Source organism: Cytobacillus sp. NCCP-133 (assembly GCF_026011715.1).
In the GTDB taxonomy this organism is placed as follows: Bacteria; Bacillota; Bacilli; order Bacillales; family Cytobacillaceae; genus Cytobacillus.
In genome coordinates this window covers 138,657-154,737 of record NZ_BRVM01000008.1, presented here as the reverse complement: position 1 = coordinate 154,737, position 16,081 = coordinate 138,657, and the positions used below count along the sequence as shown (strand labels likewise).

The following is a 16,081-nucleotide window of genomic DNA, read 5'->3' as shown; positions in this document are numbered from 1 at the left end:
TGGTCTATGGCACAAAAAGGGATGCTGCTGGTTTATACGGGGGATGGCAAAGGAAAAACAACCGCTTCGCTTGGTGTCGCATTAAGGGCAATTGGCCGCGGAATGAAGGTGAAATACTTTCAATTTATTAAATCACCGGAACGTACATATGGTGAACAGCTGGCCCTCAGAAAACTGGGTGTTGAAACCGTGCAATTAGGAATCGGGTTTACATGGACGAAAACAGCGGAGGAGCACCGCAAAGCACTTGCAAAAGCCTGGCAGACGGTAAAAGAAGAATTAAAAGATGAAACAACAGATGTATTAGTGCTGGACGAACTGAATAATGCCCTTGCCATCACACGTTTTCCCATTGATAATGTGCTGCCATTAGCTGAGGTGTTAGAGGCCATTCAAAACCGTCCAAAAACGATGCATTTGGTGATCACAGGGCGCTCTGCACATGCTGCCATTGTCGAATTAGCCGATTTAGTGTCTACCATTGATGCCACCAAACATTATTATGCCGAACAAGATGTTAAAGCCATGAAGGGGCTGGAGTTCTAAGCAGCCTGCCCGGGTATTTAGGACCCAGTATCTAGTTAGGTTTTGGGAATTGAGGTGAATTTCAATGATAAAAGAATCCCCTTTGCAATACGATTTTGAGAAGCTCTGGAAGGAAGGCATGCTGGATTGGCATGGCAGGATGCCGGAGCGGATGGTTGATGATGAGCTGGAGGAAGCCTTTTGGATGCAGTCCATGAAGAAAAAAGGATACAAGCAAACAGATGAGTATTCAAAAAAAATCTATGAAAAAATGAAGCCGCATATCCCTGAAGACTCAAGCTGTATTGAATTCGGTCCGGGATGGGGGAACTATACCTTTCCGCTCAGCCAGGATGTCAGAAGGTTAACGCTGGTGGATGGTTCAAAGAGTGTGCTCACATACATAAAGCAGTACTTTGAAGAAGATGCCCGTATCCAGTTTGTTCACAGCAAATGGGAAGAAGCACAATTGGAGCCGCATGATATTGTGGTGGGGGTGAACTGCTTTTATCGAATGTATGAAATGAATGAAGCACTGAAGAAAATGAACAGGCTGGCAAAAAAACGTGCCATAATCGGCTTAACGACTGGCCCTATTCAGCCGCATTACGTACTGTTGGATGAGCGGTTTGGCTATGACATTAAATACCCGCGCCGGGATTATATCATGATCGTCAACATGCTGTATCAGTTAGGCATTTATGCAGATTGTGAAATATTAAAGCTTGAGCGGGAGCATCGTTATGATACATGGCAGCAGTTACTTGATGCCGGGAGCAAGAAAATCTTATCTCCCCGGTTTGAGCAGGCACATGTGGAAGCTTCATTGGAACGATTTATTTTCAAAGAGGACGGCCAGTTTGCATACCGTTATCCTTTCCATGCGGCCATTATCAGCTGGGAGCCTGTGAAGCATCTATGACCAGGGCCCGGTTTACATTACTGATAGGTGCCCTGGCCGCGGGGCTGCTTGCTTCCATGACTTTTGCCGTGATGGTAGGATCTGTGGACATTACTCCAAGCCTTATTTGGGAAGTGCTGTTCTCCAAGCTGGGTATATTCATAGCAGCAGATGCTTCTAAGGCGCAGGCGGTTATTATTTGGGATATACGATTCCCCCGTATTGTACTTGCGGCCATAATAGGGGCCGCACTGGCCATTTGCGGGGCAGCCATTCAAGCATTAGTGAAAAACTCGATCGCAGATCCTTACATTCTGGGGGTATCCTCCGGTGCATCTGTTGGAGCGGCATCGGTTATTTTACTTGGTGCATTCAGCATGCTGGGCGTCTATGCCATTTCCCTGGCCGCATTCTTAGGCGCCATTTTTGCGGTCATGATTGTGTTTTTTTTAGCACGCGTCAATGGACGCATATCGGTCATTCGTCTGCTTTTGGCAGGGATTGCGGTTTCGATGGTGTTATCCGCCATTACCAATTTTATGCTGATGATGTCCAAGCAGCAGGGCGGCATACAAGCGGTCATGCATTGGATGCTCGGCAGTCTGGCAGGCGCGAAATGGTCCAATCTTGGCATTCCGTTTTTTTCACTGCTGCTTGTTTTTATTCTGCTGCTCATGAATTATCGGCAGCTTAATGCTTTATTGCTTGGTGAGGAAACGGCCGCGACACTCGGCGTGAATCTGGACCGGTTTCGGATCTTTATCATTCTCTTTGTATCCCTTCTGACCGGTGTGGTCGTCGCGGTCAGCGGAAGCATTGGCTTCGTCGGGCTGATTATTCCTCACATCGTGCGGATGCTGGCGGGTTCTAATTACAAACTGGTTCTGCCGATAAGCGCTCTGATCGGTGCCATTTTCTTAGTTTGGGCGGATATGGCCGCACGTATGGTGCTGGCGCCTGAAGAAATGCCAATCGGGATTATTACCGCCATTTGCGGATGCCCATTCTTTATCTGGATGCTCAGGCGAAAGCGTTATTCTTTTGGGGACGGTGAATAGTGATGCTGCAGGTCAAAAAAATGTCCTTTTCAGTGCCGGACAAGCAAATCTTAAACAATATCACTTTTTCAGTGCAACAGGGAAAATTCATTGGCATCATTGGACCGAATGGCAGCGGAAAGTCGACAATGCTCAAAATCATTTATCGTCATTTAAAACAAACGAGCGGTTTCGTGACGTTATATGAAAAAGATATTCTCCATATCCCGCAGAAAAAGCTTGCTCAGGAGTTAGCTGTTGTCAGTCAGGAAACTCCGGTACTCTTTGATTTTACGGTAAAAGATTTGGTCATGATGGGGCGTACGCCTTACAAAAAATGGCTTTCCCCTGACAATAAGGAGGACTTTGCCATTGTGGAAGATAGCATGATGCTCGCAAATGTGCTTCACTTGGAAAACCGCATGTTTAACCAATTATCAGGCGGCGAGAAGAAACGGGTAATGCTCGCACGCGCCCTGGCACAGCAGGCAAACATATTAATTCTGGATGAACCGACCAATCATCTGGATATTGAACATCAATATCAATTAATGGGTTTAGTGAAGGATTTGCCTATCACCATTGTGGCTGCCCTTCATGATTTAAACCTGGCCGCAGGGTATTGCGATAAGCTCCTTGTCATGAACGATGGAGCTCTTTATATGTCGGGAACACCGGAGCAAGTCCTGACAGAAGAGACATTGAAGGAAGTCTTCCATATGCAGGCCGGTGTTTCGAAAAACCCATTTACCAAAAAGCTTCATTTATTTTTTTACACAAACGATTAAATGGAATAGAGGGACCTATGAACATGAAAAATAGCAGAATTTGGACTTTCCTGGTCTTGGCGGCCGCATTATTATTGGCCGCATGCTCAGCAGAAGAGTCAAACACAGCACAGGTGAAAAGTGAACAAGCGGAGCAGACGGAGAAAGTGGTTATTGAAAATGAAGGCTTTGTGAATGAATACGAAGAAGCGCCAAAGCGTGGGATATCATTGAATCAGCATGTGACTGAAATCATGCTGGCACTTGGTTTAGAAGATTCCATGGCTGGCACTGCATTCTTGGATAACGAAATTTATGAGCCATTACAGGAGGCATACGGCAAAGTTCCAGTATTGGCAGAACAATATCCATCAAAAGAGCAAGTCATTTCAAAAGAAGCAGACTTTCTATATGGCGGCTGGGAAAGTGCCTTCAATGAGAAAAACATTGCAACACGTGAAGAACTAAAGGAATTAGGCATTAACAGCTACTTACAATCATCATCTGTGATAGTGGCACCCACCCTGGAAGATATCTATGCTGACATCCAAAATATCGCAAAGATTTTCCAGGTGGAAGAACGCGGTAAAAAACTAATTTCCCAAATGAACCAAGAAATTGAAGCCATTACATCCCAATTGCCCGAAGTAAAAGTCCCATTAGATGTTCTGGTTTATGACAGCGGCGAAACCGATGTATTCACCGCCACACAAAACTTCATGAACACACTTGTCACAATGGCAGGCGGCCACAACGTCTTTGGTGATGTAAAAGGAAACTGGGCCACCGTCTCAAAAGAAGACGCAGTAGAACGCCAGCCTGATGTCATCGTAGTGATCGATTATGCCTCAACAACTGCGGAACAAAAAATAGAGTTCCTTAAAAAAGACCCTGCCTTAAGCCAGACACCAGCCGTACAAAATGAACGCTTTGTCATCCTGCCGCTGTCTGCAGCATCTGAAGGAGTTCGTGTTGGGGAAGCGCTTGAGGTTTTGGCCAAAGGTTTTTATCCGGAGGCTTTTTAACATTTGGGTGTTTATGAGAACTTTGTTGCTTTTGAACGGTTATTTAAATATATCCGCTGAGTTGATTGGAGCGGAGGGCACTTGATCCTCGAAAATGCATTCGCATTTTCTTCGTGCGGTGTTGATTCAGGGTAGATTATTCAATGTCCAGTGGGAGAAGCGGGACAGGTGAGACCCCGCAGGCGAAGCCGAGGAGGCTCACCGCACGCCCCACGGAAAGCAAGTGCCCCGTGCTGAAATCAACGGGCTTAATACTAAGCCTAAACAAGATTTCAAGTTAGAATATCAAAATTAATAGAAGGAGGTCACCTAATGACAACCTGGAATTTAGAACATATGCAGCGTCACCTGCTCATCTGCAACGGCGCAACCTGTATGAGAGCAGGCGCAGAAGAAGTCACACAGCAAATACGCGATGAAATCCGGAAAAACCGTTTAGACGAGCATATTCACACATCCCGTACCCGGTGCAACGGCCGCTGCAAAGACAAATGCGTCGTCATTGATTACCCAAAAGGAACCTGGTATTCGGTCCAGCAAGAAGAAACAGCTCGCGGCATTGTTCATGAAGCAGTGAAAAAAGAGTCAATCATTTACTCCATGGAACACGGCGAACGAAAACGCAATGAAAACCGCATTAAAGGAATCGATAAATACAAGAAAGGAAAAGGGCCAATGAAAAAAGCGGTTCTATTTGTCGGCCATGGCAGCAGGATGGAGGCAGGGAATCACGAAGTCCGCCGATTCATCGATCAAATGAGAAACGACATTGACCCAGCCCTCTTGGTAGAAGCCTGCTTCTTAGAATTTGCATCCCCCAATATTGAAGACGGAATTCAGCTTTGTGCTGAAAAAGGGGCAGATGAAATCCATGTCATTCCTATCATCCTATTGCATGCCGGACACTCCAAACTGCACATTCCAGCAGAAATTGAACATGCTAGAGAGCATTTCCCGGATATTCACTTTACCTACGGCCAAACGATCGGTGTTCATGAGGAAGTCTTTGAAATTTTAAAAACAAGACTTGCTGAAACTGGCTTAGATGTGAATCAAAAGCATGAAGACACAGCTATTTTATTAATTGGACGAGGCGGCAGCGATCCCTATGCAAATGCTGATTTTTATAAGATTAGCAGGTTGTTATGGGAGAAATTAAATGTATCTATCGTTGAAAGTGCCTTTATGGGGGTCACGACACCAACTGTGCAGGATGGGATGGAACGCTGTATTAAATTAGGTGCAAAAAAAATCATCATGCTTCCGTATTTTTTATTTACGGGAATATTAATGGAAAGAATGAATAACATGGCAGATCAGTTTAAAGCGACTTGTAAGGATGTATCCATTGATATTGCAGATTATTTTGGCTATCATCCAAAGTTAAAAAACGTACTGCTGGAGCGTATGAATCAGGCCTTAAACGGTACCTCAACAGGAATGCTGGACTTAGATAATTTCCGTAAATATGCGGCAGAACATGGGTATGAACATCATCATCATCATTAAAAGATGAAATATTTTTTATAAATTTTACCACTAGTATTGCATTAATTAAATTCCACTATTAAAAGTACTCTAAATGTTCAATTTTATTGTTTTGTGTAAAGAAAAAGTCCTTTATAATGGTTTAATCAGGTGGTAACCCATCCAAATCCACTAATAAAGGACATCATACATGGACAAGATTATAGGAAAAAATTCATTTGGATAATGGTTTTCACCAATTAATTCTCATTTATTTGAGGAACATGTGAAAACATTGAAATTAAATTTTTATACGAAAAAATTAACGACGGAGTCGTTCCTTAAATTCCTGCTTTTTGCCCAGTTACATGAAATTGAGAGTTTTCATGCGCTAAGTGATTGTCTTTTCGTGTAGGGAGTAGCTATTTGATGAAGTGGTTACTAATATTAGAGTAGAGTGTATAATTTTTATATAGCGAACGCAAGCCAGGCCAACAGAAGGTCTGGCTTTTATAATGCCAGACTAAATATTTAAAGGGATTTAAATATTTAGAATATTCCAATGAATTTGATTTCACTAATAAAGGTGAAGAAATTTTGTCTGTTCGTCTTAGTGGGGTTTTTCTATAATGATAAGTGTAATCGATTACATTGCAACTACTAGTAGAGCGGTGAGGATATGTTAACGGCAAGAGCTTTTCAAATGGCAAACAAATTATTGATGTCCAAATCCCCATTGAGGATTAAAGATTTGTCTGTGGAGTACGGTGTAAGCACAAGGACGATCAAGTATGATTTGGAACTAGTTAGAGATTGGTATAAAACCCAGAATAGGCAGCTGCACTCTCAAACAAATAAGGGGATTTGGCTTGAATGCAGTGATCAAGACAGAATCCTGTTGAGGAGAACTCTTACTCAATCTGAACGAGCCAATATTTATCCTGATCAGACAATTCGTGTTCGGAAAATGATATTCGCTCTGCTATTAACCAATGAGTATATTACTGCTGCTAAATTTTCAGAGTCATTGGAGGTAAGCAGAAATACCGTATTAAACGACTTGAATAAAGTCGAAGAATTTCTTCTCTCCTGGGGTATAGACCTTGAGCGCAAGCAAAGGATCGGATACAAACTTTTAGGGGAAGAGCTACAGATTCGTTTGATGCTTGAACATCTCATCTATCACGATTTAGATGATTTTGAGATCTATAAGATGACAACCCGTATCACGAAAAAGGTGCCAGAAGAAGATACTGGTTTACTTATTGATGATGCACTAAAGGATGAATATAAAGCTATCGAGCAACAGATGAAAGAATTGTATGACTCTTCATTGGCCAATTTAATGAGAGTTTCTGATTTATTAAAATCACTGTTTCGGATTACCTTTTCAGTCATTAGACTAAATATGGGCTATACCATCAAGAGCTATCGTGTTTTAGACAGGTCCAAATTACAGGATGAGGGATCTAAGTTCTTAGCTTCTGTTATGGAAAAAGTTTTGACTGAAATGCAGCTGCCTTTATTAGAGGAGGAATTTCTCTATATCTCAGGCGGGCTAGAGAAGGAATTTGAATCATTAGATGCTGTGGCCATAACAGAAAAAATAATTCATCACGTTAGCAAGCTTGAAAGAATTGATTATCAAAATGATCCGAAGCTTAACAGCAATTTACTTGCCCATTTATCTTTAAGGTTTCAAAATGGATCATTTTATTTAAAAGAAATGAATCCTATGGAGGAAGAAATCAAAAGGAATCATCCTGAACTTTTCAAACATGTACAGGAAGCATGCCATCGTTTTATTAAACATCATGCGTTAATAGCTCAGGATTCATTTACCTCCTTGATTGTCCTTCATTTTCTTGTTTCTTATGAAAATACATTTAAGCCAAAACGGAAAGTAAAAGTTCTTTATGTATGTTCAACTGGAAGAGGTGCAGCACGACTTATTAAGAATCGTGTTGAAAAAGAAATTCCGGCAGTAGAAATTGTTGGCTATTGTTCTCTTCTGGACGTTGAAGAGATTTGCCAGAATGAAAAAGTTGATATGATTGTAAGTGTTTTTCCGGTTGAAACAAAAATTCCTGTTGTTGTCGTAGAGCCTCTGCCGGGAAAAAGTGATATTGAAGCGATCAGGGCTCAAATGAAGAAGCTGATCGGATCGGAAGCTATTGAAGTCAATCAACTACTCGAGGACCAAAAAGCACATACGATAAATGATGACGCCGAAAGCCTCAGCCAGGAGATTATTTTAAAAGGCTTTGAAGCAACTCAGGCTTTACTGGAGGCTTTTCCAATTCAATCGAACCAAAATTGGAAGAATGCTTTTGAAATTCATGTTTTCTTAATGGTTCACCGCTATTATTTTGACAAGCAATATGATCATTATTTCCATACAAGCCAACAGCTGTTGGAGGGTGACATGGAAATGATGAATAAAGTCCGTAGTATTTTAGAAGATAAAGACTTACATGTTAATAATGTTGAGGTTTTTACTCTATTACAATACTTTAAAAAATGGGAAGTGATGGTATGAATGAAGCATTAATCATTCAGGATGGTTTCGTAATTGACCCAGATAACTTATCTATAAAGAAAATGGACATCGGCATTCTTAATGGGAGATTTGCTCCTGTTGGAGAGGTTCTGAATCAGGATCAGTGTAAGATTCAGTATCTTGATGCAACAGGATATTATGTTTCCCCAGGGTTTATTGATTTACACGCGCATATCTTTAAAGATTATACAGAACTGGGCATAGATCCAGATGTTGTAGGTGTTGAACAGGGTGTAACAACAATTGTAGATGCAGGGAGCTCTGGTTATGATAATTTCTCTATATTTAAAGAAGAAATAATCAACCATAGCAAAACAGAGATTTTGGCCTTTCTGAACATTTCGAAAAAAGGGCTCTGTCATGGACTTTCAGAACTTGCTAATATAGAAGATTTGATGAAGATTGAGGAAGCACAGGAGATTTTTAAATGCGAAAAAAGCATTGTCGGCCTTAAGGCAAGAATGAGTGGATCTGTTGTGAAGGACAACGGGATCAAGCCGTTGAAACATGCCAGGAAACTAGCAGACAACTTACATAAACCCATTATGGTCCATATAGGAAATCCCCCTCCGAATTTACAAGAAATATTCCCCATTCTTGTTCAAGGGGATATTGTTACACATGCCTTTCATGGAAAAAAACATGGAGTCTTAAAACAGTCAGGAGAAATGATTCCAGAAGGCATAGATGCTATTAGGAGGGGTGTCCGGTTCGATGTTGGCCATGGTACTTCAAGTTTTAGCTATAAAACGATGAGAAAATTTAAAGAAAAATATAATCTTTCATTTACCATCAGCACTGATATTTACAAAAATAATTATTCGCACCCTGTCGGAAGCCTCATGATTACGATGTCAAAGCTTCTTTCCCTTGGCTATACTTTAACCGAAGTAGTGGCGGCGGTCACGAAACAGGCTGCAGATTCGCTGCATTTATCTGAACAAGGGACATTTAAAATGGGTACTAGAGCAGATATGACTATTTTTAGCCTGGAAGAAAAGAGTGTGCACCTAGCGGATTCTGAAGGGGAAGAATTGGCCTGTCATCAAATTCTTACTCCATACATGACCTTAAAGACTGGAAAGGTGGCATACAAGAATAAAGATGGAATTAAAAACACGAGAGCTTTATGAAAAAAGTGAAGAACCTCTATTATGCAAAAAAATAATGAATTTTGCAGAACAGCTCCTATCTCAGGAAAACGTAGTGATGACAAATGCACAAAGGCTATCTTTGTTATCTCACATTTCAGCTATGGTATATCGATCCAAGCATAATGAAAAAATTCAGCCTGTAGATACCTTCCTGTTCCAAGAAGTTTCAGAGGGTTCCATTAATATGGCAAATAAGATTTGTGAGATACTGCCGGATTTACACAAAGATGAGAAATACCTACTTTCTATCCATTTTGAATCTGCCAGGCTGAATGATTAAAAGGAGGAATAGGATTATGAGTCAAGTTGTTGTAGTAATTGGAGATCGTTTGGGAAAAGGTCAGAATGTGGCTAAAGGAGTTGAAGCCGCTGGCGGGAAGGCAATAGTTATTAATGGTGTTGGCGCAGATATGCGGCTTGGAGATGTCATGAAAGCTGAAAATGCGGATTTGGGGCTATCTTTTTGTGGAAGTGGCGGTGCAGGAGCAATCACTGCACAAACAAAATATGGATATCCTGCCCATTATGGTATGCGCTCCATTGAAGAGGGCGTAACTGCTGTAAATGAAGGCAAACGCGTTCTTGGATTTGGTTTTATGGATGTTGAGGAATTAGGAAAACGTATTACTGAAGCTTATATGAAAGCAAGAGTGTAACCCTATGGAAAAGGTTATTCAACAAAAAGTCAGAGTGGAAGGCGCCGGTAGGACTAAAGAACATGCTATTAATTTCGCACTGGGACAAATACAGAAAAAAATTCTAGATGAACATAAATCCATGATGATTCGCATTGAACCGTTGGGGATTGAAGTACTTGAAGCTATTGAAAAAACCTATATAGAACGCTTTCTGCTCTTTTTCTTTCCAAGGAAAAGACAAACTTATAAAGTTGTTTTGGATGTCAATGTTCAAGCGACTCTGCTAAATGTTAAGTCGATTGATTTTAAGAGAATTGAAGAATCTGGCGGAGTTGTGAATGGAATCTTTCAAAATGACCAAATAACAGAGAAATAGGAGGGGGAACATGGAGGTATTGGAAATAGCGATCAAATCGATCATTATTGGCGCCCTTGTCGGTGTGGGGGTTGGAGCAGGGGCTGCCAGAATGTTTCACGCACCGAAAGTGCAGGGAATGGGGGCTTTCCGTACTTTAGGGGAATTGAATGCTTGCGCAGGTGACGCAGCGTCCCATTTTTCTTTCGGACTTGGATTCTTCTTTAACGCTTGGGCTTCTTCAGTCGGAGCTGGAGCTTTCACACAAGATGTGGATCATCGAATCATTCCGAACTGGGCTGCATCTGTCCTTATGCGTAAAGGCAAACGTCCGGAAGATACCCTGCATAATCCTAAGAAAATGGCAATCGCCGGGGGTATCATGGGAGTTATCGTAGTTGCTTTCCTGAATTTGACGGCATCTGCAATTCCTGAATCTCTTCAGGCCATTGCCATAAAGGTGCTTGTACCTGCTGCGAATTTATTGATTAATCCCGTCATGCCTGTCATTTTTTGGCTTGCAGCACTTGATGCGGGAAAACGTTCCGGTTTTTGGGGGACGATCTTTGGAGGGGCTGCCCATTTAATTATGGGGAATGCTGTACCAGGTGTAGTATTAGGGATATTAATCGGCAAAGGGGTCGATGACAGCGGATGGAATAGAGTGACGAAAACATTGATTACTTCTGTTATCTTACTTTTTGTGTTAAGTGCATTCTTCCGGGGATTCGATGTTAGGTTATTAGAAAGCATGTATTTAAATACACCTGAATGGCTAAAAGACTTGCATAAATTAATAGGATTAGAGGTGAAGTAAAATGAGTTCTCAAACTGCTCGCGTAATGGATCAGGAGATAAATAAAAAGGCAGAAATTGATTTGAGCAAAAACTTCTGGTATGCGGACTGGTCATTCCCTATCTTAGTAGCTCTTTTATCATCAGGTATCTTTGCTGGTACACATATGTATTATGTTTATAAAATCGGTGCTTTTAATGATGTTGCAATCGTAGCTATGTTAGAAGCAGGAATTCAAGGGGCTGGATATGGAGCTGCAGCAGCATTTGGAGCAAGCTTCTTATTTGCACGAATATTAGAAGGTTCACTCGTTGGAATCTTGGATATTGGTGGCTCGCTCCAAACTGGTATTGGCATTGGGGTCCCTGCCTTATTGCTAGCATCTGGGATTACTGCGCCTCTGGAAAACTTTGTTCTTTCGTTAATTACAGGAGCTTTGCTTGGGGTCATTGTAGGATATGTCATTATTGGAATCCGGAAGTTCACAGTAAATCAATCTAATTCGACGTTCGGAGCGGACATTATGATGGGTGCAGGTAATACATCGGGTCGATTCCTTGGACCTTTAATCGTTATCTCAGCAGCAAGTGCATCGATACCTATCGGAATTGGATCGATTATTGGCGCAGCTATTTTCTATGTCTGGAAAAAACCTGTTGCAGGTGGAGCTATATTAGGTGCAATGATATTTGGAGCTATCTTCCCAATCTCTTTAGAATAGGTGTGAATAAAATGAGTGTTTTTGAATCATTTGGACTACGAAAGGTTATCAATGCCAGTGGGAAAATGACAGCATTGGGTGCATCTGCGGTCAGTGATGAAGTGGCAGAGGCATTGAAGCAGGCATCACAGGATTACGTTGATATTGATGAGATGATGGAGTTCGCAGGCAAAGTGATAGCAGAATATACAGGATCAGAAGATGGCTGTCCGACATGCGGGGCAGCTGCAGGAATCGCTATTTCAGTTGCATCTGTCATTACCGGAAAAAACCTCACATTAATTGAGAGAATTCCAGATTCAGAGGGGCTCAGGAATGAGATTATCATTCAAAAGGGCCAGCAAATCCATTTTGGTGCTAGTATTGGTCAAATGATCCGTATAGGAGGCGGCAGCGCGGTTGAGGTTGGAAGCGCCAATAAAGTGGAAGCTGATCATATTCGGCAGGCCATAACGGAAAAAACAGCTGCGCTGCTATATGTAAAGTCTCACCATGCTGTTCAAAAAGGAATGCAGCCGATTGAAACGATGATGGAAATTGCCAAAGCTAATAATATCCCATTTATAATTGATGCAGCTGCAGAGGAAGACTTCAAAAAGTATATTAAGATGGGTGCAGACATTGTCATTTACAGCGGCGGAAAAGCGCTTGAAGGACCAACTTCAGGCTTGATCTGCGGCAAAAAGGATCTGATGGAAGCTTGCAGAATGCAATACAAAGGCATAGGGCGCCCAATGAAAATTGGAAAAGAAGGTGTTGCAGGGCTCATTGCAGCATTAAGGCAATATCCATATAAAGAAGATAATCCAGATGACCAGATTGCACGAATGACAAAACTGTGTGAATCGCTTAAAACTGTTAATGGCCTTACATGCTCAATCAAGCAGGATGAAGCGGGAAGAGCAATATATAGGGCTCAAATTGAAGTTGATACTGATAAGGCAGGCTTGACTGCAGAACAGCTTCTTCACCGGCTTGAAATAGGGAATCCGGCGATTTATCTTCGCCATCATTATGTTAATATTGGCATTTTAGCGGTGGATCCTCGCCCTCTTCTTAAAGGACAAGAAGAAGTTATTGCAAATACAATAAAAAGTATACTTAATGAGGAGCAGCCCAAATGAACCATAAAGTCGTTTTTAATGTATTAGCAAAGGATGCAGTCAACGCGAAAGAGCTAGTGGCTGCAGCGGGAGACAGAGTCTTGGTAGGGGTAATGGTTAAAAATTTTTCGAATGTTGAAGCAGCTATTGACCAAGTAGAATTGTTTAAGAGACATAATATTCCTGTTTCAGTAGGATTAGGGGATGGCGACCCTGCGATGTGGAAGAAGGTAGCTGACGTTTCTGCCAAAACTAATCCTCAACATATAAATCAAGTGTTCCCAGCAGCAGGCTATACACTCGGACGGATTACACAGCAAGGTTTTTCGGGAACCATTGTTAATGCGTTAATTGAACCTTCCGGAACTCCGGGTGAAGTATACATTTCAACTGGCGCCAATAGTTCTGGTTATAAAGAAAAGGTATCGTGTGATCTGGCAGCCTCCATGCTTGCTGAAATAGGGGTACACTCAGTTAAATTTTATCCGATAAACGGAGATAAGAGACTAGATGAAGTAGCTGAAATGGCAAAAGCTTCTTCAAAGGCAGGATTGAAAGTTTTCGAACCTACAGGTGGGATTAACATGGAAAATGTACATCGGATTGTCCAGACTTGCATTGAGAACGGTGCAGAAATGGTCATTCCTCACTTATATACCTCTCTAGTAAATAAAGAGACTAGCAAAACCGAAGTAGAGAAGATAGAACAGCTAGTGAGCATGGAATGGAATTTGAATTAAAGTAAAAAGGAGCTTTCACTTGATCGCTCCTTTTGCATTTAAGGAGGAATAAGAAATGGATTCGTATGCGATTATATTTGATATGGACGGTGTAATTGTTGATAGTGAACCTGTCTTTAAAAACTTAAATGAAGAATTATTCAAGGAGTTAAACATTTCGGTCCCAGATGAGATACGATTGCAATTTATAGGTGGAAGTGCCAATCGAAAGTGGAGAATGATAAAAGAGCACTGTGGAGTTACACAGCCTCTAGAGGACCTAATTTCCTATCAACAAAAATTCTTTAGATTTAAAAACGTCCATTTTGACAAGATTTTATTTCCTGGTGCCCGACCGCTGCTGGAAAATCTGCGAAAACAGAAAATCCCCACTGCACTGGCTTCGTCGTCTGACAGAGAACGAATTGATAAAGTATTAGATGATTGCGACCTCCATGGATATTTCAGATCAATAGTAAGTGGGGAAGAGTTCGAAGAGAGCAAACCGCATCCTGACATCTTTCTTCATAGTGCCGCAAAGTTGGGGGTTCCACCTGAACATTGTATTGTCATTGAAGACTCTTTGAATGGTTTAACAGCTGCTTCAAGAGCAGGTATGAAGAAAATTGGTGTTAAGCATAAGCAAATTCCAATGGATTTATCTAGGGCGGACCTGGTTATTTCTTCTTTAGAGGAAATAGATGTTTTCATGCTGGGGAAATTATTAGAGGAAATCTAAATTGAAAATCTGGTCTATCCCATAGAGGATAAAAATATTACCATACAGCCAAAAACAATACAGAAGAGGACCATGGTGTATTCAGCAAAAATGCCGATGAGGTAAAAAGCTTCATGGCCGGGAATAGGCACCAACGTACTTAAACAGTTTTGTCATTAGAAGCAATCCCGCTTAGGGTTTGCTTTTTTTATCCCCGCTGCGAAGAAAAAACGATATAATATTAATCTATTCTAATGTAGCGCAAGCAGAAAGGTGTTATGATTAGAATGGATTTCATTTCAGGCATTTAGATAGAGAGATTTAAGCAAAAGGGGAAGAGTATCATCATGAAAGAGGAAGAAAGCGTGAGAAGGCAGAGCCAGCCTTTTTCAAAAATCCTGGCTAAAACCGTAAAAACTGGGATTATAAAATCGAATCTGATCCCGATGTTTGCCGGATTAACATTATCCTTATATACCTACAATTATGGTTTACTTGAGAAATTGCCGGAAATCATATTGGCTTTTATTGGTTCCAGTTTAGTCATGGGGGCAGCAGGGGCCTTTAATAATCTGTACGACCGGGACATCGATTCGATCATGGAAAGAACGAAGGAGAGACCAACTGTTACGGGTGAAATTAAGCCCAGCCAAGTACTATGGCTCGGGATATTTATGTCTGTATTTGGGCTTATAGCTCTTGCATTTACGACTCCTTTGGCCGCATTAATGGGGTTCTTGGGATTGTTTTTTTATGTGGTCCCATACACCATGTGGAGCAAGAGAAGAACCGTCTACAATACGGAAATCGGAAGCATTTCCGGGGCGATGCCGCCTCTCATTGGATGGGCTGCGATCCATCCCGACATCACGCATCCCGCGATCCTTGGTCTGTTTGTCATTACAGTCATCTGGCAAATGCCGCATTTCTATGCGATTGCCATCCGAAAACACGATGAATATAAAGCGGCGAATGTACCGATGCTTCCAGTTGTTAAAGGGGTAAGGAGAACCTATATTCAAACTAATATCTATCTAATCGTTTTGATTGGAATAAGCTTTTTATTAGGAACTTTAAGCATCGGCCTTATGCTGGTAGCCCTCCTATTAGGCGTTGCCTGGCTGATTTTGAGTGTATACGGCTATAAAAGGATGGACCCGGAAAAGTGGGCGAAGTCGCTGTTTATTTTTTCTCTGGTTCATATGACGGTACTGTTTTCAACGGTAATTATCTATTCTTTGATGGGGATTATTTTTAATTTATAGGTGCAGTTTTCATCAGTTTTATGCTTTTCAAAAGGATTTTCTTTTCCCTTGTCCGGTATCGTTTTATGAACCGGGGCAGCATCTTTTTTTGTGGGAAGAGAGCCAAGAAAAACAGACACACTGCAGCATTCAGTGTGTCTGTTCATAAAAAATCGGTAAGAATATCCTTCTTTCCATGTTTTCCGCTTGCATCCGCGCTGACATAAATGATGAATATTTCCTCTGTCTCCATATTGACGACTGTCATAGCATCAAGGCTAGTTGGGTCTTCATCATGGGTATCAATTACCGTATAACTTAACATCAGCTAAATAATTATCCTTCAGCGGA

General features: G+C 41.5%; 18 protein-coding genes and 1 pseudogene. 18 read left to right on the top strand and 1 reads right to left on the bottom strand.

Annotated elements, in window-relative coordinates:
* Nucleotides 1-6 precede the first annotated feature (6 nt).
* The 18 genes and pseudogenes from NCCP133_RS11725 to cyoE all read left to right on the top strand — a co-directional run bounded on the left by NCCP133_RS11725 (nucleotide 7) and on the right by cyoE (nucleotide 15,751).
* Nucleotides 7-546 (top strand): cob(I)yrinic acid a,c-diamide adenosyltransferase, encoded by a 540-nt coding sequence (locus NCCP133_RS11725; RefSeq protein WP_264805163.1) that lies wholly within the window; start codon nucleotides 7-9, stop codon nucleotides 544-546.
* Between the two features lie 64 nt (nucleotides 547-610).
* Nucleotides 611-1,447, top strand: a complete 837-nt coding sequence (locus tag NCCP133_RS11720) for a class I SAM-dependent methyltransferase (RefSeq protein ID WP_264805162.1) — start codon at nucleotides 611-613, stop codon at nucleotides 1,445-1,447.
* Complete coding sequence (locus tag NCCP133_RS11715; RefSeq protein WP_264805161.1) at nucleotides 1,444-2,484, top strand: FecCD family ABC transporter permease; 1,041 nt, start codon at nucleotides 1,444-1,446, stop codon at nucleotides 2,482-2,484. The genes NCCP133_RS11720 and NCCP133_RS11715 overlap by 4 nt, the downstream gene beginning before the upstream one ends.
* Nucleotides 2,485-2,486: 2 nt before the next feature.
* Nucleotides 2,487-3,251 carry an ABC transporter ATP-binding protein gene (locus NCCP133_RS11710; RefSeq protein WP_264805195.1) on the top strand — a complete coding sequence of 255 codons (765 nt, stop codon included), beginning with the start codon at nucleotides 2,487-2,489 and terminating at the stop codon, nucleotides 3,249-3,251.
* Between the two features lie 23 nt (nucleotides 3,252-3,274).
* The gene (locus tag NCCP133_RS11705; RefSeq protein ID WP_264805160.1) at nucleotides 3,275-4,255 is read left to right on the top strand and encodes an ABC transporter substrate-binding protein; all 981 of its coding nucleotides are present in this window, start codon (nucleotides 3,275-3,277) and stop codon (nucleotides 4,253-4,255) included.
* A gap of 312 nt (nucleotides 4,256-4,567) precedes the next feature.
* The gene (locus NCCP133_RS11700) at nucleotides 4,568-5,764 is read left to right on the top strand and encodes a CbiX/SirB N-terminal domain-containing protein (protein WP_264805159.1); all 1,197 of its coding nucleotides are present in this window, start codon (nucleotides 4,568-4,570) and stop codon (nucleotides 5,762-5,764) included.
* A 217-nt stretch (nucleotides 5,765-5,981) separates the two neighbouring features.
* Nucleotides 5,982-6,131: pseudogene (locus tag NCCP133_RS11695) on the top strand (DUF4372 domain-containing protein); the annotation flags it as partial.
* A gap of 294 nt (nucleotides 6,132-6,425) precedes the next feature.
* Nucleotides 6,426-8,261, top strand: coding sequence for a BglG family transcription antiterminator (locus NCCP133_RS11690; protein ID WP_264805158.1), 1,836 nt, complete (start codon nucleotides 6,426-6,428; stop codon nucleotides 8,259-8,261).
* Nucleotides 8,258-9,415 carry an amidohydrolase/deacetylase family metallohydrolase gene (locus NCCP133_RS11685; protein ID WP_264805157.1) on the top strand — a complete coding sequence of 386 codons (1,158 nt, stop codon included), beginning with the start codon at nucleotides 8,258-8,260 and terminating at the stop codon, nucleotides 9,413-9,415. The genes NCCP133_RS11690 and NCCP133_RS11685 overlap by 4 nt, the downstream gene beginning before the upstream one ends.
* A complete protein-coding gene (locus NCCP133_RS11680; RefSeq protein WP_264805155.1) occupies nucleotides 9,387-9,716 on the top strand; it encodes a PRD domain-containing protein in 330 nt (109 codons plus the stop codon). The genes NCCP133_RS11685 and NCCP133_RS11680 overlap by 29 nt, the downstream gene beginning before the upstream one ends.
* Before the next feature lie 16 nt (nucleotides 9,717-9,732).
* Nucleotides 9,733-10,092, top strand: a complete 360-nt coding sequence (locus tag NCCP133_RS11675; RefSeq protein WP_264805154.1) for a glycine-rich SFCGS family protein — start codon at nucleotides 9,733-9,735, stop codon at nucleotides 10,090-10,092.
* 4 nt (nucleotides 10,093-10,096) lie between these two features.
* Nucleotides 10,097-10,450, top strand: a complete 354-nt coding sequence (locus NCCP133_RS11670; protein ID WP_264805153.1) for a DUF4312 family protein — start codon at nucleotides 10,097-10,099, stop codon at nucleotides 10,448-10,450.
* 10 nt (nucleotides 10,451-10,460) lie between these two features.
* Nucleotides 10,461-11,246 (top strand): DUF4311 domain-containing protein, encoded by a 786-nt coding sequence (locus NCCP133_RS11665; RefSeq protein ID WP_264805152.1) that lies wholly within the window; start codon nucleotides 10,461-10,463, stop codon nucleotides 11,244-11,246.
* A gap of 25 nt (nucleotides 11,247-11,271) precedes the next feature.
* A complete protein-coding gene (locus NCCP133_RS11660) occupies nucleotides 11,272-11,946 on the top strand; it encodes a DUF4310 family protein (RefSeq protein ID WP_264805194.1) in 675 nt (224 codons plus the stop codon).
* 11 nt (nucleotides 11,947-11,957) lie between these two features.
* A complete protein-coding gene (locus NCCP133_RS11655; RefSeq protein WP_264805151.1) occupies nucleotides 11,958-13,070 on the top strand; it encodes a DgaE family pyridoxal phosphate-dependent ammonia lyase in 1,113 nt (370 codons plus the stop codon).
* Nucleotides 13,067-13,789, top strand: coding sequence for a KDGP aldolase (locus tag NCCP133_RS11650; RefSeq protein ID WP_264805150.1), 723 nt, complete (start codon nucleotides 13,067-13,069; stop codon nucleotides 13,787-13,789). The genes NCCP133_RS11655 and NCCP133_RS11650 overlap by 4 nt, the downstream gene beginning before the upstream one ends.
* 55 nt (nucleotides 13,790-13,844) lie before the next feature.
* Nucleotides 13,845-14,507 (top strand): HAD family hydrolase, encoded by a 663-nt coding sequence (locus NCCP133_RS11645; RefSeq protein ID WP_264805149.1) that lies wholly within the window; start codon nucleotides 13,845-13,847, stop codon nucleotides 14,505-14,507.
* Between the two features lie 326 nt (nucleotides 14,508-14,833).
* Entirely contained in the window at nucleotides 14,834-15,751 is a 918-nt protein-coding gene (gene cyoE, locus NCCP133_RS11640) for a heme o synthase (RefSeq protein ID WP_264805148.1), read from the top strand.
* Nucleotides 15,752-15,893: 142 nt separating this feature from the next.
* Here cyoE and NCCP133_RS11635 read toward each other — a convergent pair whose 3' ends face one another.
* Complete coding sequence (locus NCCP133_RS11635) at nucleotides 15,894-16,055, bottom strand: hypothetical protein (protein WP_264805147.1); 162 nt, start codon at nucleotides 16,053-16,055, stop codon at nucleotides 15,894-15,896.
* Between the last annotated feature and the right edge of the window lie 26 nt (nucleotides 16,056-16,081).

What these genes read in the sequence shown, in the direction of transcription:
- NCCP133_RS11700 (WP_264805159.1), top strand. Translation starts at nt 4,568, where the DNA reads ATGACAACCTGGAATTTAGAACATATGCAGCGTCACCTGCTCATCTGC.
- NCCP133_RS11670 (WP_264805153.1), top strand. Translation starts at nt 10,097, where the DNA reads ATGGAAAAGGTTATTCAACAAAAAGTCAGAGTGGAAGGCGCCGGTAGG.
- NCCP133_RS11660 (WP_264805194.1), top strand. Translation starts at nt 11,272, where the DNA reads ATGGATCAGGAGATAAATAAAAAGGCAGAAATTGATTTGAGCAAAAAC.
- NCCP133_RS11665 (WP_264805152.1), top strand. Translation starts at nt 10,461, where the DNA reads ATGGAGGTATTGGAAATAGCGATCAAATCGATCATTATTGGCGCCCTT.
- NCCP133_RS11680 (WP_264805155.1), top strand. Translation starts at nt 9,387, where the DNA reads ATGGAATTAAAAACACGAGAGCTTTATGAAAAAAGTGAAGAACCTCTA.
- NCCP133_RS11720 (WP_264805162.1), top strand. Translation starts at nt 611, where the DNA reads ATGATAAAAGAATCCCCTTTGCAATACGATTTTGAGAAGCTCTGGAAG.
- cyoE (WP_264805148.1), top strand. Translation starts at nt 14,834, where the DNA reads ATGAAAGAGGAAGAAAGCGTGAGAAGGCAGAGCCAGCCTTTTTCAAAA.
- NCCP133_RS11675 (WP_264805154.1), top strand. Translation starts at nt 9,733, where the DNA reads ATGAGTCAAGTTGTTGTAGTAATTGGAGATCGTTTGGGAAAAGGTCAG.
- NCCP133_RS11685 (WP_264805157.1), top strand. Translation starts at nt 8,258, where the DNA reads ATGAATGAAGCATTAATCATTCAGGATGGTTTCGTAATTGACCCAGAT.
- NCCP133_RS11705 (WP_264805160.1), top strand. Translation starts at nt 3,275, where the DNA reads ATGAAAAATAGCAGAATTTGGACTTTCCTGGTCTTGGCGGCCGCATTA.
- NCCP133_RS11690 (WP_264805158.1), top strand. Translation starts at nt 6,426, where the DNA reads ATGGCAAACAAATTATTGATGTCCAAATCCCCATTGAGGATTAAAGAT.
- NCCP133_RS11715 (WP_264805161.1), top strand. Translation starts at nt 1,444, where the DNA reads ATGACCAGGGCCCGGTTTACATTACTGATAGGTGCCCTGGCCGCGGGG.
- NCCP133_RS11635 (WP_264805147.1), bottom strand. Translation starts at nt 16,055, where the DNA reads ATGTTAAGTTATACGGTAATTGATACCCATGATGAAGACCCAACTAGC.
- NCCP133_RS11725 (WP_264805163.1), top strand. Translation starts at nt 7, where the DNA reads ATGGCACAAAAAGGGATGCTGCTGGTTTATACGGGGGATGGCAAAGGA.
- NCCP133_RS11655 (WP_264805151.1), top strand. Translation starts at nt 11,958, where the DNA reads ATGAGTGTTTTTGAATCATTTGGACTACGAAAGGTTATCAATGCCAGT.
- NCCP133_RS11650 (WP_264805150.1), top strand. Translation starts at nt 13,067, where the DNA reads ATGAACCATAAAGTCGTTTTTAATGTATTAGCAAAGGATGCAGTCAAC.
- NCCP133_RS11645 (WP_264805149.1), top strand. Translation starts at nt 13,845, where the DNA reads ATGGATTCGTATGCGATTATATTTGATATGGACGGTGTAATTGTTGAT.
- NCCP133_RS11710 (WP_264805195.1), top strand. Translation starts at nt 2,487, where the DNA reads ATGCTGCAGGTCAAAAAAATGTCCTTTTCAGTGCCGGACAAGCAAATC.